18 protein-coding genes are annotated in these 16,140 nt (G+C 39.9%); 16 read left to right on the forward strand and 2 right to left on the reverse strand.

What is annotated here, in order from left to right; translation table 11 throughout:
- Positions 1-149 precede the first annotated feature (149 nt).
- Positions 150-1,058, reverse strand: coding sequence for a homoserine O-acetyltransferase MetA (gene metA, locus CYJ36_RS16450; RefSeq protein WP_101568343.1), 909 nt, complete (start codon positions 1,056-1,058; stop codon positions 150-152).
- 131 nt (positions 1,059-1,189) lie between these two features.
- Here metA and CYJ36_RS16455 point away from each other — a divergent pair, with 131 nt between their 5' ends.
- The 16 genes from CYJ36_RS16455 (at position 1,190) to CYJ36_RS16530 (ending at position 15,693) form a co-directional block, all read left to right on the forward strand.
- Positions 1,190-2,875, forward strand: coding sequence for a formate--tetrahydrofolate ligase (locus tag CYJ36_RS16455; protein ID WP_101568344.1), 1,686 nt, complete (start codon positions 1,190-1,192; stop codon positions 2,873-2,875).
- Positions 2,850-3,377, forward strand: coding sequence for a hypothetical protein (locus tag CYJ36_RS16460; protein ID WP_219621112.1), 528 nt, complete (start codon positions 2,850-2,852; stop codon positions 3,375-3,377). Before CYJ36_RS16455 ends, CYJ36_RS16460 begins: the two co-directional genes overlap by 26 nt.
- A gap of 12 nt (positions 3,378-3,389) precedes the next feature.
- Positions 3,390-3,878 carry a glutathione peroxidase gene (locus tag CYJ36_RS16465; RefSeq protein ID WP_101568346.1) on the forward strand — a complete coding sequence of 163 codons (489 nt, stop codon included), beginning with the start codon at positions 3,390-3,392 and terminating at the stop codon, positions 3,876-3,878.
- Positions 3,879-3,922: 44 nt separating this feature from the next.
- Positions 3,923-4,777: an amidohydrolase family protein gene (locus CYJ36_RS16470; protein ID WP_101568347.1), complete on the forward strand. Its 855-nt coding sequence runs from the start codon at positions 3,923-3,925 to the stop codon at positions 4,775-4,777.
- Between the two features lie 209 nt (positions 4,778-4,986).
- Complete coding sequence (locus tag CYJ36_RS16475) at positions 4,987-5,835, forward strand: DegV family protein (protein ID WP_101568348.1); 849 nt, start codon at positions 4,987-4,989, stop codon at positions 5,833-5,835.
- A 327-nt stretch (positions 5,836-6,162) separates the two neighbouring features.
- Positions 6,163-6,816 carry an HD domain-containing protein gene (locus CYJ36_RS16480; protein WP_308315344.1) on the forward strand — a complete coding sequence of 218 codons (654 nt, stop codon included), beginning with the start codon at positions 6,163-6,165 and terminating at the stop codon, positions 6,814-6,816.
- Between the two features lie 73 nt (positions 6,817-6,889).
- Positions 6,890-8,008, forward strand: a complete 1,119-nt coding sequence (locus CYJ36_RS16485; RefSeq protein WP_101568349.1) for a conserved virulence factor C family protein — start codon at positions 6,890-6,892, stop codon at positions 8,006-8,008.
- Positions 8,009-8,086: 78 nt separating this feature from the next.
- The gene (locus tag CYJ36_RS16490) at positions 8,087-8,797 is read left to right on the forward strand and encodes a class I SAM-dependent methyltransferase (protein ID WP_101568350.1); all 711 of its coding nucleotides are present in this window, start codon (positions 8,087-8,089) and stop codon (positions 8,795-8,797) included.
- Between the two features lie 32 nt (positions 8,798-8,829).
- Positions 8,830-9,594: a type I methionyl aminopeptidase gene (gene map, locus CYJ36_RS16495; protein ID WP_101568351.1), complete on the forward strand. Its 765-nt coding sequence runs from the start codon at positions 8,830-8,832 to the stop codon at positions 9,592-9,594.
- Between the two features lie 183 nt (positions 9,595-9,777).
- Positions 9,778-11,490, forward strand: coding sequence for a dihydroxy-acid dehydratase (gene ilvD / locus CYJ36_RS16500; RefSeq protein WP_224773262.1), 1,713 nt, complete (start codon positions 9,778-9,780; stop codon positions 11,488-11,490).
- A gap of 73 nt (positions 11,491-11,563) precedes the next feature.
- Entirely contained in the window at positions 11,564-11,998 is a 435-nt protein-coding gene (locus CYJ36_RS16505; protein ID WP_101568353.1) for a BrxA/BrxB family bacilliredoxin, read from the forward strand.
- 192 nt (positions 11,999-12,190) lie between these two features.
- Positions 12,191-12,973, forward strand: coding sequence for a class I SAM-dependent methyltransferase (locus CYJ36_RS16510; protein WP_101568354.1), 783 nt, complete (start codon positions 12,191-12,193; stop codon positions 12,971-12,973).
- Positions 12,974-13,000: 27 nt separating this feature from the next.
- Positions 13,001-13,126 (forward strand): YuzL family protein, encoded by a 126-nt coding sequence (locus CYJ36_RS16515; RefSeq protein ID WP_101568355.1) that lies wholly within the window; start codon positions 13,001-13,003, stop codon positions 13,124-13,126.
- A 404-nt stretch (positions 13,127-13,530) separates the two neighbouring features.
- A complete protein-coding gene (locus CYJ36_RS16520) occupies positions 13,531-14,118 on the forward strand; it encodes a YpjP family protein (protein ID WP_101568496.1) in 588 nt (195 codons plus the stop codon).
- Between the two features lie 16 nt (positions 14,119-14,134).
- Positions 14,135-14,659: a phosphatidylglycerophosphatase A family protein gene (locus CYJ36_RS16525; RefSeq protein WP_101568356.1), complete on the forward strand. Its 525-nt coding sequence runs from the start codon at positions 14,135-14,137 to the stop codon at positions 14,657-14,659.
- Between the two features lie 257 nt (positions 14,660-14,916).
- Positions 14,917-15,693: a TerC family protein gene (locus tag CYJ36_RS16530; protein ID WP_101568357.1), complete on the forward strand. Its 777-nt coding sequence runs from the start codon at positions 14,917-14,919 to the stop codon at positions 15,691-15,693.
- Between the two features lie 49 nt (positions 15,694-15,742).
- On the opposite strand, the gene CYJ36_RS23760 is transcribed toward CYJ36_RS16530, so the two are convergent.
- Positions 15,743-15,898, reverse strand: coding sequence for a hypothetical protein (locus tag CYJ36_RS23760; protein ID WP_180850383.1), 156 nt, complete (start codon positions 15,896-15,898; stop codon positions 15,743-15,745).
- Positions 15,899-16,140 lie beyond the last annotated feature (242 nt).

Consider the following 16,140-nt stretch of genomic DNA (forward strand, 5'->3'; position numbering starts at 1 on the left):
TTTATTCTAAAACACATGAAGTACGATTACTATTACAAGCGTAACATACGAATATTGCTGAAATATAAAGTTTAAATAAAAATTTAATTAAATTCTGCTTAAATTTTAACAAATAAAACCAATTCGTGCATATGGAAAAATTATCTTCCCTACTCCCACTCATATGGTGTTTCTTGATAAACACAATAGTTCAGCCAGTTTGCAAACAATAGGTGAGCATGAGACTTCCATTTTTGAACAGGCTTTCTGGCAGGATCATTGTCTGGAAAATAAGACAGCGGAATGCTTGTGTTCATTCCTTTTGCCGCATCACGTTCGTATTCCTCTTTTAATGTGAGCAAATCATATTCAGGATGACCTGTTAAAAATACTTGTTTTCCATCTTTTGAGGCGACAAGACAAACGCCTGCTTCAGGAGATTCACTGACAATTTCCAGTTCAGCGATGGCTGCAACATCTTGTCTCTTTATATCCGTATGCCGAGAATGTGGCACATAGTATTGATCATCAAAACCTCTGACAATTTTTACAGAAGGATTACAAATGTCATGCTTGAAAACACCAAAGCATTTTTCTGGCAGACTATATTTATTTACGCCGTAATGATAAAAAAGTCCTGCTTGTGCACCCCAGCAAATATGCAAAGTTGAGGTGACATTTTTGTTTGTCCATTCGAAAATCTCTTTTAGTTCTTCCCAGTATGAAACCTCTTCAAATTCCAAATGCTCGATTGGAGCACCAGTAATAATCATTCCATCAAATTTTCTATGCCTGATTGTTTCAAACGTTGTGTAAAATTGTTCGAGATGCTGCTGCTTCGTTGTTTTTGAAACGTGAGTTTTTGGCCGCAAAAAAGTAATATTAAGCTGCAGCGGCGAGTTGCCGAGAAGTCTCAATAATTGCACCTCTGTTTTTTGCTTTTCGGGCATAATATTTAAAATGACAATATTTAATGGCCTGATGTCTTGCTGATAGGCTCTCTTATCGTCCATTATGAAAATGTTCTCTTTTTCAAGAATTTCTTTGGCTGGAAGGTCGGCTGGAATATTAATTGGCATGAACGAACCTCAACTTTCTATTACATTCTAAGTTTTCTCTATTATAGAAAGTTTAGAATAATAATTCAATTTGCTTTTATGTTACAATTGTGCGAGAAATACATATTTAATAGGAGAAAGTAGGGCGCTGTGTGTTAATTACAAAACATAAATCAGACATCGAAATCGCTCAAGAAGCACCAATCAAGCCGATTGAAGAGGTAATTGGGGCACTTGATATGACAGCTGATGAAATTGAATACTTTGGAAAATATAAAGCTAAAATTTCTTTGGAATTATTAAATCGGCTAAAAACAAAGCCTGACGGTAAGATCATTTTGGTAACAGCTATTAATCCGACACCTGCAGGCGAGGGGAAGTCCACAGTTACTGTTGGTCTTGGGCAAGCACTAAATCTGCTGAATAAAAAAGCTGTCATTGCCATGAGAGAGCCATCATTAGGTCCTACAATGGGAATAAAAGGGGGAGCAGCCGGCGGCGGATTTTCACAAGTGATTCCGATGGAAGATATTAACCTGCATTTCACAGGTGATATCCATGCGATCACAACTGCTAACAATGCACTTGCAGCATTGATAGACAATCATATTCACCAAGGAAATGAATGTCAGATTGATCCGAGAAGAATCATGTGGAAAAGGGTTTTGGATTTGAATGACCGTGCACTAAGGAATGTAGTGATTGGTTTAGGCGGGCAAGCGAATGGTACACCGCGTGAGGATCATTTTGATATCACAGTAGCATCCGAAATCATGGCTATTTTATGTTTGGCAGCAGACCTGAATGATTTAAAAACAAGACTATCTAAGATTGTTATCGGATTTTCTTATCATAAAGAACCAGTAACAGTTGGCGAATTAGGATTCGAAGGGGCTCTTACCCTTCTTTTAAAAGATGCAATCAAGCCAAACATTGTTCAAACTCTTGAACATACCCCAGCCATCATTCATGGCGGTCCATTTGCCAATATTGCACATGGCTGCAACAGTCTGCTGGGAACAAAAATGGCTGCTAAGCTAGGGGACTATGTTGTCACTGAAGCAGGATTTGGTGCAGATCTTGGAGCAGAGAAATTCCTGCATATAAAAACGAGAGCTGGAGAATTTTCTCCATCTGCCGTCGTCATTGTTGCGACAATCAGGGCTTTGAAAATGCACGGAGGTGTACCGAAAGATCAGCTTGGACAATCCGACAAAGAAGCAATGCTTGCTGGAGCAGAAAATCTTGCTAAGCATATTGAATCTATTCAGTCGTTCGGTCTGCCTTACGTTGTAGCAGTGAATCGTTTTATTACAGACTCAGAGGAAGAAACCGCTGCACTTATGAAGTGGTGTGAGGAGCATTCACATCCGGCTGCCCTGACTGAGGTATGGGAAAAAGGCGGTGCTGGAGGAATTAAGCTTGCGGAAAAAGTACTGGAAACAATCGATCAAGAAGAAAATCAGTTTGATTTCTTATATGATTTAAACGATAGCATCAAAGACAAAATCACAAAAGTTGCTCAAACTGTCTATGGTGCAAAATGCGTAGATTTTTCCTCTAAAGCTGAAAAGCAGATAAAGGAATTTGAAGGCTATGGATGGTCGAATTTGCCGGTCTGTATGGCAAAAACCCAATATTCTTTGTCGGATCAGCCTGAGCTTTTAGGCCGGCCAAAGGATTTTACCCTTACAATTCGTGAACTGAAACCTTCAATTGGAGCAGGCTTCATCGTTTGTTTAACAGGAGATATCATGACAATGCCTGGACTCCCTAAAAAACCTGCCGCGCTTAGCATGAATGTCGACGACTTTGGAAAGGCAACAGGGCTATTTTAAGATGTTTGATCCAACTGCTTTTGATAACTTGAAGGTTGTCCTCGAAGGCGAAATCTATGATGCAGACCTCGAAGGCATCATAGAAGTCATCAAGCGTAAAGACATAGTTGACTTGGCAGCTATGTCTAGAACCTATCAAAACACATTTTCTTTAAAAGAAGGAAATCGTAATGCTGCTGCTGAATTTAGTTTAAAAATGAGCACATCACAATTGTCGGGAGAGCTTCTCAAGAAGGAATCAAATCCTGGATGTGAAGTCCACTTGAAATTTCATGTATACTCACCCTATGATCAAACTCATGCCAGGTCCATTGTGATAGAAAATTGGGGGGCACATCACTCAGTCACTCATCATCTATCACACACTATACCGGCAGAAACTTATAAGCATACGTTTGTCATTGATTTTAGAAGACTTATTGGAGAAGACCAAATGGATGACTTAATAGCTATGGCTGAACATGCCATCGATACTCTTGATGAAATTGAAAAAAAGAGATAAGGAGATGAATTGATGAGTATATACGATATTAAAATCAAGACAATAAATAGTGTGGAACAATCAATGAGCGATTTTAAAGGAAAAGTGCTGGTCATTGTGAACACAGCGAGCAAATGCGGGTTCACACCCCAATATAAAGCGCTGCAGGAGCTTTACGAGACTTACCAATCGGAAGGTTTGGAAATCCTTGGATTTCCGTGCAATCAATTTATGAGCCAGGAGCCTGGAAATGAAGAGGAGATCAAAAGCTTCTGTGAATTGAACTACGGGGTTACATTTCCTATGTATGCAAAAGTGGATGTTAATGGGTCAGATGCTCATCCGCTCTTTAATCACTTAACAAAAGAGGCTCCAGGTGTACTCGGTTCAAAAGCAGTGAAATGGAACTTCACGAAATTTCTCGTGGACAAAAACGGCAAAGCTGCCGAAAGATTTTCACCTAACACAGATCCAAAGGAAATGGAAGAAAAAATTCAGCAGTTGTTAAAAGAGGAAGCCTGAGCAATCGGCTTCTTTTCTTTTACGTGCCGATAGGAGGATAAAGCATGAAAATCATTGATGCCCATATGCATGTTTCTAAAATTCAAAGCTTTAAACAAACGGCAGACACACTATCTCTTATTGATTATTCGATAGAGGGTTTGCAAAAGGAATATAAGGATGCAGGTGTTGTGGCAGCAATTGCAATGGGAGTAACGGAAACAAAAGCGGGTTCTTTTCCGGACCCGGCAGCCGAAACTCCAATGGGGATAGATCTTGATGGATCGATGCCGGCATCTTTCTTTTGCTGTCCGGGTATTAACCCGGAAAAATTAGACGAAAAGAATCTGCTGGCTCTGGAAAAATCATTGCAGCAGAAACAGACGGCAGGGATCAAAATTTACTTGGGCTATTATCCATACTATGCCTATGACAAAAATTACGGACCTGTTTATGAGCTGGCTAAAGCTTATCAATTGCCTGTCGTTTTCCACACAGGGGATACCTATTCTGACCGGGGACTGCTAAAGTACAGCCTTCCGCTTACACTGGATGAAGTGGCCGTTAGTCATCGGGACATTCAATTTATGATGGCGCACTTGGGTGATCCGTGGGTCCTTGATGGTGCGGAAGTTGTTTATAAAAATGAAAATATGTTTGCTGATTTATCAGGCTTGATCGTAGGGACTGAAGAAAATATCGCTGAAAAGAAGAATACGAGATTTTTTGATCATCTTCTTCATGCTTTAGCCTATTGTGACCATTATGAAAAGCTGCTGTTTGGTACGGATTGGCCATTAATCAGAGTAAAGCCTTATATTGATTTGTTCAAAGAAATAATCCCTGAAAAGCATCATCAGGCATTTTTTTATGATACAGCTCTTCATTTATTTCCAAAAATAAAGGCTGTGTTCGCATAGATTTTTTTTCTTCAAAGGTAAACTCATGCACGTCTATTATTAAAATTTCGTGCTCTCTTCTAATAAAACGATTAAACGTACTGAATTGGATTGAATAGCGTTTTAGAAAGAACCAAATAAAAAAATGCTCTAATAGAGGATTCTTAAAGGTTTTTGCATAATAATTGAAGATGGGAAACGTTTAAAAAAATGCAAAGGGGAAGTCATAAATGGGAAGAAAAATTGCTTGGGTAACAGACAGTACAGCGAGTATTGATGAGGAACTGACAGACCATCCGGATGTTTACTGGGTCCCAATGGTTATTTGCATAAATGATGAAGAATATTTAGATGGGGTAAACCTAAAGGCAGAAGATCTTTATGTCTTGCTGAAAGATTCCTCGAATGCAATCACAACATCACAGCCATCACCGGGTACGTTTGTGGAACTTTATAAAAAGCTTGCAGATGAGTATGATGAAATTGTTTCGATTCATCTGTCAAGTCTGCTTAGCGGTACATATACATCGGCTGTACAGGCTGCTGCTGAAGTTGACATTCCGGTCACAGTTGTCGATTCATTGACATTAACAGAGCCCTTAACAAGGCTGGTAAAGGCGGCAATGAAAATGCATGAAGCGGGAATCGAAATCAATCAAATCGCTTCTAAGCTTGAAAAAATACGTGAAAATCATCGAACGTATGTCTTAATCGGCGACTTAACAAGACTGCATAAAAGCGGCAGAATGACCGGGACACAATATTATCTCGGCAGCCTGCTGAATATTCAGCCCATTATCAGGGTAGAGTCTGGCAAGCTTACTACAGCTGAAAAAGTAAGGTCAGAGAAAAAAGCGTTTCAGTATATTGTAAATCTTATTAGAGAAGGAAATCAAAATCATGCCATTGATGAGGTGGCCATTTTATTCAGCTCCAAACGGGTTAAGTCTTCAAAATTATACGATGTCATCAAAAAGGAATTTCCGGACATTCATCTTAAGCTTGTTCCATTATGTACAACGATTGGCGTTCATACAGGTGAAGATGTAGTTGGAGTATCGTGGTTTATTACAGATTAACACTCAGTTTTTGCTAAGATCTAGTAAAGATTTGTGTAACCAGCTCTGATATTTGCCGTAAATTAGCAACCTGCATCTTTTGCAATTTTCGTAAAGTTTGTTGCTTTTAGAAAAAATGATTATAAACTTTGAGTGGGTTGGAGCGGAAGGCACTTGACTCCTGAGGGAAAAAGAGGCTCACATCCCTCCCCGCGGAAAGCAAGTGTCTGCAGCGTAAAATCCACGGGCAAAATTATAACCAAAAACAACAATCAATGCGAAAACAGCCTTTGCAAAAAACGGCGGGGAAGAGCATTAACCGTTGATAGAATAGGAAGTGTCAAATTGGTGCAATTAATAGAAAATGTAGAGGCATTTGTTAAAAAACAACTTGAAGCGGAAGGTACTGGACATGACTGGATGCATATTGACAGGGTAAGAAGGACCGCTGTTACTCTTGCGAAAAAATACTCGTGCAATGAGGTTGTTGTTGAACTTGCAGCGCTATTGCATGATGTCATTGATGATAAGCTCAGTCCTGAAATCCGCTTGAAAACAGATGATGTGGAACAGTTTTTAGATAATGAAGGACTGGACCGCGATTCCATTCAGGAAGTGCTGTCAGTAATCTCAACTATTTCATATAAAGGCGGAACTGGCGAACCTGTATCGTCGATTGAAGCACAGCTTGTTCAAGATGCTGATAGACTTGATGCAATGGGTGCGATTGGAATTGCAAGAGTGTTTTCATATGGCGGTTCAAAAGGAAATCTCATTTACGATCCGGCCATACCAGCCCGCGACAGCATGACATATGATGAATATCGAAATATGAAATCCACATCAATTAATCATTTCTATGAAAAACTGCTAAAACTGAAAGATTTAATGAATACAGAAGAAGGTAAAATTGTCGCTCAGCAGCGGCATCAATTTATGCTGAATTATTTATCACAATTCTTTCTTGAATGGGAAGGACCCCGCCGGAGCAATCAGGCTTAGTTTCTCTAAATGGAAAGACTCCTTTTTCCTGTGATAGAATAAGAACAGAGTGAAAACAAGGAGTGACATGGCTTTGAATATTAAATCGATTGAACCGACTCCAAGTCCAAATACAATGAAGGTTATTTTAGACGAAGAGCTTCCCGGAGGAAAAAGCAATAATTATAAAAAAGAAACGGCAGACGGAGCACCTGCTGTCATTCAGGAGATCCTTAAAGTGGAAGGTGTAAAAGGCGTGTATCACGTAGCGGATTTTCTTGCAGTGGAACGCAATGCAAAATTCGACTGGAAGGAAATTCTGCCAAAAGTCCGAGCAGCATTCGGAGAACGTGTTGAAGAAGACGGCAGCAAGGCGCAAATCAATGACCATTTTGGAGAAGTAAATGTGCATATCCAAATGTTCAGCGGGATTCCTATGCAAGTGAAGCTTTCTGATGGAGAAGCAGAGCGGAGATTCGGTCTGCCGGAACGATTTCAAAAAGCTGTCTTACAAGCACAGCAAAATGCTGACAATGTCGTTCTTGAAAGAAAGTGGAAGGAACAAGGTGTCAGATACGGCGATTTTGATGAAATCGGAAAAGATGTAGTCGAGGAGCTTTCTGCTGCATATAGCGATGAGCGTTTAACTAAAATGACAGAAGCCCTTTTGCAAAAAGATAAATCAGAACCTGTACCAGCCCGTAAATCATATGAGGTTACACTGGATATGCTCGATGATCCTGATTGGACGGTTCGATATGCCCATTTGGAACAGATGAAACCTAAAGAAAGCGATTTGCCGGTTTTAGACAAAGCTCTTGATGATGAGAAAGCGTCCATTCGCAGACTTTCGGCGGTCTATTTAGGAATGATTGAAGAACCGTCAGTCCTTCTATACCTATACAAAGCGCTAAAAGACAAGTCCGTTACTGTGCGCAGAACAGCCGGAGATTGCCTGTCAGACATTGGCGATCCAAGTGCGATGCAAGAAATGATGCTCGCTCTCAAGGATAAAAATAAGCTTGTCAGATGGAGAGCAGCCATGTTCCTATATGAAGTTGGCGATGAAAAAGCATTGGACGCTCTCAAAGAAGCAGAAAATGACCCTGAATTTGAAGTGAGTCTTCAAGTGAAAATGGCAATTGAACGAATTGAAGGCGGAGAAGAAGCAAAAGGCTCCGTCTGGAAGCAAATGACTGAAAGCAGACAGTAACCTATTTTTATAAAAAGGGACTAAATCAGCACACGATTTAGTCTTTTTTAGAGTAAAAAAGAAAGGGAGAGTCCGTGAATGACATATTCTGCCAGGGATGCATTTGATAAATTAGCCGGCGCTTATGAAAAGAATGTTGATTACGATAGCCCATACAATACGGATTATGAACGGCCTGCCATGATGAAGATGCTTCCTGAGCGGCTGGGCGGGCTGAATATTCTGGATGCAGGCTGTTCTGCAGGCTGGTACACTGAAACCTTTCTTGAAAAAGGAGCGAATGTTACTGCTATTGATATCAGTCATGAAATGGCAGAAGCGGCAAAGCGAAGAGTTGGAGGCGCAGCCAGTATATTGTGCCACGACTTGAATGAACCATTGCCATTTGATGATCATACATTTGATATGGTTGTTAGTTCCCTAACTCTCCACTATTGTAAGGACTGGATGCCAATATTCAAAGAATTCAGCAGAGTGTTAAAACCAAAAGGGATTTTATTATTTTCAACCCATCATCCATTTATGGATTTTAAAAACTTTGACTGCAAAAGCTATTTTGAAGAAGTTCTGCTGCATGACGTTTGGAAGAAAGCTGGTATGACGGTTGAAGTCAGTTTTTACAGAAAGCCGATGGAGAAAATCATAACGGATACGAGCTGCTATTTTGCGATTGATGCTCTATCTGAACCACGGGGCACAGAGAATTTTAAAAGAAATCATCCGACAAACTATGAATACGTCATGACGAATCCGCATTTTCTTATCGTAAAAGCTACATCCAGAAAATGATTAAGATAATGTCGAAAGAGGAGAAGAAAACAATGATTATTTTAAAAAGTGAAAGAGAAATCTTGCAAATGCATGAGGCCGGCAAACTTTTGGCTGCATGTCATAAAGAGGTGGCGCAATTTATTAAACCAGGCGTGACTACACTTGAAATTGATGCATTTGTAGAGAATTATCTAAAGAAACATGGGGCAACTCCTGAACAGAAGGGATATAAAGGATATGAGTATGCAACTTGTGCTTCTGTCAATGATGAGATTTGCCATGGGTTTCCGAACAAAAAGCCGCTGAAAAACGGAGACATCGTGACGATTGATTTTGTTGTCAATTTAAACGGGGCATTGGCTGATTCTGCCTGGACCCATTCTGCAGGCACCATATCTGAAGATGCACAAAAATTAATGGATGTGACTAAAACCGCGATGTATAAAGGAATTGAGCAAGCTGTTGCCGGAAATCGCCTAGGTGATATTGGCCATGCAATTCAGTCTTATGCAGAGGGAGAGTCTTTTTCTATAGTACGAGACTTTACAGGTCATGGAATCGGAAAAATAATGCATGAAGAGCCCACCGTTCTTCATTATGGAAAACCGGGCAAAGGGCTAAGACTTAGAGAAGGAATGGTTATTACGATAGAACCAATGCTTAATGCAGGCACATGGTATTCGAAAATGGACGATAATGGCTGGACAGCAAGGACTGTTGATGGCAAACTGTCTGCACAATATGAACATACTGTTGCCATTATGAAAAATGGACCATTAATTTTAACAGATCAAAAAGAGATTGCGATTTCCTAGGAGATCGCTTTTTTATTTAAAGACTGATCTGTTTTAATGGTGTAACCGCTTTAACAAAGATTAAAATTTTCTGTTGACCTAATAATAAATATTTATTATTTTTGTAAATTATGCGAATATTGTTGAAATACTAAAGAATTCGGACTATAGTATATAACAATACATTTTAACGGGGTGATGAAAGTGAGCAAAAAGGATTTAAGAATCAAAAGTAAGGTAATCAGCGATGATATGAAACGAATGCCAAACCGTGCCATGCTTCGTGCGGTAGGGATGCAGGATGAGGATTTCAAAAAGCCGATGATCGGCATTGCCTCTACGTGGAGTGAGGTTACTCCTTGTAATATACATATTGATAAGCTTGCAGAGCTGTCTAAAAAAGGTGCAAATTCGGCTGGCGGTGCAGCTCTTATTTTTGGCACAATTACTGTGTCTGATGGGATTTCTATGGGAACTGAAGGGATGCGCTACTCTCTTCCAAGCCGCGAAGTCATTGCAGATTCAATTGAAACCGTTGTTGGAGCTGAAAATTTAGATGCGTTTGTCGCAATCGGCGGGTGTGATAAAAACATGCCAGGCTGTATGATTGCTATAGCACGTGCGGAAGTTCCAGCTGTTTTCGTATATGGCGGCACGATTAAACCGGGCAGACTGAATGAAAAAGATATCGACATTGTTTCCGCATTTGAAGGAGTTGGCAAATTCAACAACGGAGATATTGACAGCGAAGAATTGCATCAAATTGAGTGTCATGCATGTCCAGGCGCAGGATCATGCGGGGGAATGTATACTGCAAACACAATGGCTTCTGCAATTGAAGCGATGGGAATGAGCTTACCAGGCAGTTCCTCAAACCCTGCTGAATCAGAATATAAGGAAAATGATTGCTATGAAGCTGGCCAAGCTGTCTATCGCATGCTTGAGCAAGACATTTATCCAAAAGATATCATGACGAAAAAAGCATTTGAAAATGCAATTACTGTTGTAATGGCTTTAGGCGGTTCAACAAATGCCATTCTACATTTGATGGCGATCGCGCACTCAATCGATGTTGATCTATCCTTGGACGATTTTGTACGCATACAAAAAACAGTTCCTCACATTGCAGATCTGAAGCCTAGCGGAAAATATGTAATGCAGGACCTACACGAAGCAGGCGGTGTTCCAGCCGTCATGAAGCTTTTACTTGAGCATGGGCTGCTGCATGGTGACTGTTTAACGGTTACAGGCAAAACAATTGAAGAAAATCTTAGAGATCAGGAAGGTCTGAGAGAAGGTCAAAAAGTTATTTATCCACTTGAACAGGCATTGAGAAAAGATGGCCCGCTTGTCATTTTAAAGGGGAATTTATCTCCAAGCGGAGCTGTTGCCAAAGTTTCCGGCCTCAAAGTGACGAAGATGACAGGTCCAGCAAAAGTGTTTGATACAGAAGAGGAAGCAACAGAAGCTGTATTAACCAATGAAATTGTTGCAGGCGACGTTCTGATTATCCGCTACGAAGGGCCTAAAGGCGGTCCAGGAATGCCTGAGATGCTATCTCTTTCCTCCATCATTGTAGGGAAGGGTTTAGGAGAGAGTGTTGCTCTTCTGACAGATGGCCGCTTCTCAGGAGGCACTCATGGCCTTGTAGTAGGTCATATCACACCAGAAGCTCAAGTAGGCGGACCAATTGCACTTGTAAAGTCAGGCGACTTAATTACGGTTGATAGTGATAACCGAGAGCTGCGCCTTCACGTTTCAGATGAAGAATTGGCAGAAAGAAGACTTACATGGTCTGCTCCGCCGCTTCGCAAACGCGGAGTGTTAGGGAAATACGCAAGAACGGTTTCATGTGCATCTCAAGGTGCGGTTACAGATGCATTTGAAGATGTTAAAGAACCGCAAAAAACACACTGAGGCTCGGATGTTGAATTGTTATTCTTCCTGTAGTATTCTTTTACTACATGCGAAGGTTTAGGAGGAATAAACAATGTCAATGGCATATGAAGAATATATGCGTCAAATGGTGAAGCCTATGCGTGCGGAACTTACAAACGCTGGTTTTAATGAACTTACAACTGAAGAAGAAGTAATAGATTTCATGGAAAAGGCAGAAGGTACCACATTGGTTGTTATAAATTCCGTTTGCGGATGTGCGGCAGGACTTGCAAGACCGGCTGCCACCCAGGCTGTTATGCAAACCGATCATGCCCCTGCAAACCTTGTGACTGTTTTTGCCGGCCAGGATAAAGAAGCAACTGCTGCCATGAGAGATTACTTTGAAGGACTGGAGCCATCATCTCCATCTATGGCATTGCTTAAAGGCAAAGAAGTGGTTCACTTTATTCCGCGTCATGAAATTGAAGGAAGTTCCATTGAACATATTATGGAAAATCTTTTAAATGCGTTTCAATCTAATAAGTAGTGATAAAGGATGTCTAGATGGCATCCTTTTTCTCTTTTAGAAAAGGAAGGATTTTGCCGAAATGTATTTATATTTAATTTGGGCGATATAATGATAATTTCAGGGATATACCGGTTATTTTGGCAGATAAATACCCCGTGCGGTTCCCAGGTTTCTAGCCGCAAACGATAAAACGATACGGAGTGAAAAAGATTGATCGTGACAACAGCCGGAAGGACAAATCTGATGATGATCAAAATGGCGGAAATGATTGCTTTTGATCTAAAAGCTGAGTATAAGCCTCGTAAGAAAAAATCGGTAATAGCAATGAAGGAAGCATATCATTCTGATGTTCTCGTAGTTGGTCAAAATCGGCTCGAGCTCCATGAACTGAACACGCCAAATCCCTTTTTCTTTCATCCTAATTCCGCTATGTTTCGTCTGAAGCGGGTACAGAAAGGGGAAAGCGATCCCTTGCTTGCTGCTGCAGACTTAAAAAAGGGAGACCGCTTTTTAGATTGTACACTTGGACTTGGTTCAGACAGCATCATTGCAAGCTTTGCAGTCGGAGAGAAAGGAATCGTCACTGCTGCAGAAGCAAGGAAACTGGTTGCGTATCTTGTAAAAACAGGACTCAATAAGTGGGAAACAGGCATTTCAGAATTTGATGAAAGTATGCGGAGAATTAATGTTACGCATATTAATCATTTAGATTACTTAAAATCATTGAAAACAAACGCATTTGATGTCGTTTATTTTGATCCGATGTTTGATGAAGAAATAGAAGAATCAAATGGAATTGAACAATTAAGAACCTTAAGTTTCGATCAGCCGCTGACGGATGAAGTCATCAGAGAAGCAAAACGGGTTGCAGCAAAGAGAGTTGTATTAAAAAACCATTGGAAAAGCCCGTCATTTGATTCGTTTGGTTTTGAAGTGTTCAAACGGAAAACGGCAAAATTTCATTTTGGTGTGATAGAAATGGAAGATTCGTAAAAAATAGGATGAGGAGGTGCTCATCCAATGTCAAAACGAAAAAGCGATCCATCAAAATCACAGCTTGGTTCACCGGAACCTGAAGGCCAAGGTACTACAGTAAGTGAAACTGGCCGAAAACAATCATCAGCAAATAAAAAACAGAAAAAATAACGGATCTTTTCTAAATCATTTGCTTTTCACTCGTTTTCTCAAGGTCAACTTCAAGCACAAAACCTTTACTTTATTACGAAAAACAACAATCTTTGCGAACAAATTAAAAAAGCTCATGGCGGCCGCCATGAGCTTTTTTAATCAGTAATCTCTGCGAAAATAAAATAAGCAAGCGTCACGAAAGATGCAATAATAAATACTGATTCAAAGCCCATTATTATTCACTCCAATATGTGAGAAGTATTTTATTTCCAACATCTCTTATAGTGTAAACTTTTTTATCTGTTTTTAAAACCCTTACACGTTAATAGAATTTATCTTTTCACAAAAAAATTCTATAAATTTAGAATTTATCTATGATAGAATAATATTATAATAGGAAGACTGGGAGGAAGAAAACCATGATGAACAAATGGCTAAGAAAAACGCTTGTCATCTTATTTACGATTGCAACCTTTGGATTGGTTGCTCCTCCAGCTGCCCTCACAGTCGAGGAACATTCCTCTGAAGAAGATACAGCCGCTAAATTAACCAACTCACACAGGCATTATTTAAATGATGAAACCGCTTACGAATTTCAAGAGAAAGAAACGTATCTATCATCTTTTTTAGAAGCTGCTGAAACTCAATCCTTTCAAAAATTCGGTGACAGAATCGGCTCAGTTATCGAAGATGAATTCCGTCTTGTTATTCTGCCGAAGATGGAGGAAGCCATCATCCAATATACAGATGAATACTCTGATGAAGATGTTCGGGATTTGGTTATCTCAAAAAAACCTGCAGATGGGAAAGGCGAGAAAATTTTTCATCTTTACAACAAACAAACAGGACAGGACGTCTTAAGGTTTCATGTGCGCCGCGATCATCCCCCGCAGCAGGGATATTGGTTTAATTTTCATTATCATACTCACCACGACTCATTTCAAAAGCATCACGAGCTTGGCAGTATTTACTGGAATCAGAATATGCCGCCAAATTGGATGACACACTAAAGGGGTGCAATGACTTTTGAGCAAATACACAATCGATGAAATGGTGAAAACAACAAAAGAAATGCTGATTGATCGGGGTGTAACGTTAGAGGATATTGCGGATATTGTCATGACGCTGCAGCGCAAATACATTCCGAATATTACGCTCGAAGATTGTGTTGAAAATGTGGAGAAGGTGTTAAATAAACGTGAAATTGTTCATGCGGTTCTAACAGGTTTGGCACTAGATCAGCTGGCAGAGCAAAAGATGCTGCCTCAGCCTCTGCAGCATCTCATTGAAACAGATGAACCTCTTTACGGCATAGATGAGATCATTCCGCTTTCCATCGTAAATGTCTATGGCTCGATCGGTTTAACAAACTTTGGTTATTTGGATAAGGAGAAGTTTGGAATCATAAAAGCGCTTGATGAACACAGCGGCAACCGGGTAAATACATTTCTTGATGATTTAGTTGCAGCCCTTGCAGCCGCTGCAGCAAGCCGGATGGCGCATCGTGCCCGGGATATTGCAGATGGACGCCAGACTCCTACAATTGTATAAGGAATATCAAAACGCATTGCAAATAATGCGTTTTTTCTTTTGGCAGTATGTGAAAGTACGTTGGTATAATAGGAAGATGAATTATTTGGCATCGGATATTTTGAAACTTTTTTAATAGTCATTCGTATATAAACAAATGGGAGGCGAAGTCAAAACAAGATATGTCAATTTAGCGAAGAAAGATCAAAATACTTAACAAGCAATCTTTTATTCAGTATAATGAAAAAGTTAACGTAATGTTTAGGAGGAAATGGCAGATGTCTATTTTGCAAGGAATGCTTGACACGTACGCACAATTTTTCAATTGGGAAATGTGGGGACAAGTTCTTACAGATCCAGTTGCTTGGGGACTTATTGGCACATTAGTTATTCTGGAAGGATTACTATCAGCAGATAATGCACTAGTACTTGCTGTAATGGTAAGACATTTACCAGAAAAGCAACGAAAAAAAGCTTTATTCTACGGTTTGCTTGGAGCATACATTTTCCGATTCATTGCGATCGGTGTCGGTGTATTCTTAATTAAACTATGGTGGGTTAAGATCTTAGGTGCTGCATATCTAGCTTGGCTTGCTGTAAAGTACTTTATTGATAAATCAAAACAAAGTGACGAAGGTGAAGAAGAACACGGCGGAATTAACAAAAAAGGTCTTCTTATCCGTTTATTCGGTACATTCTGGGGAACGGTTGTTGCCGTTGAATTAATGGATATTGCATTCTCTGTAGACAGCGTGCTTGCTGCATTCGGAGTTAGTGAACAAGTATGGGTTCTTCTTTTAGGAGGAGTACTTGGCGTTCTGATGATGCGTGGAGTTGCTGGTGTATTCCTTAAGCTGATCGACAGAGTTCCTGAACTCGAAACAACTGCTTATATCCTGATTGCGCTTATCGCTGTCAAAATGGGTTTAAGCGTTGCACATATTCATATTGAGCACTCTGTATTCTTTATCATTATATTAGTTATGTTTATCGGTACATTCGTGCTTAACTACTTCAGAAATAAATCAAACCAAAGCAAAAGCACTGGCGTTTAATCCGTCAGTTTACAAAGCCGCATTCATGCGGCTTTTTTTGTTTTGGCTATCAGCTGCTGAAATACAAATAAAAAATCGATATCAGTCCAATCGATGTCAAGCCATCCAGAATCATATAGCTTTTAAGAGTCATAACCTCTATGACTTCTTGTGTCAGCTGCTGTCTTTGTTTATAAGGGATATTCCTGTTTATTAACAACCTCATGATATTCACCTAATTTCCATTATAATTTCCATCATATGGTGAAGTTTGCATAAAAGTTACAGGGTAAAAAGTCTAGTCCCTCCAAAAACTATATGTTACTATTTTCATATATATATATTTTCCCCGCCTTAACGGGCAGTAATTGCTTCTCTTTAAGACTCAGAGAAATCGAAGAGGTAAGTTGGGGATAACTGCCCGTAAAGGTCCGAAAGGTTCAGCGAAAACCCAGCGAAAACCCCACT

It is taken from the genome of Bacillus sp. UMB0893 (assembly GCF_002858905.1).
Classification (GTDB): domain Bacteria; phylum Bacillota; class Bacilli; order Bacillales; family Bacillaceae; genus Bacillus_P.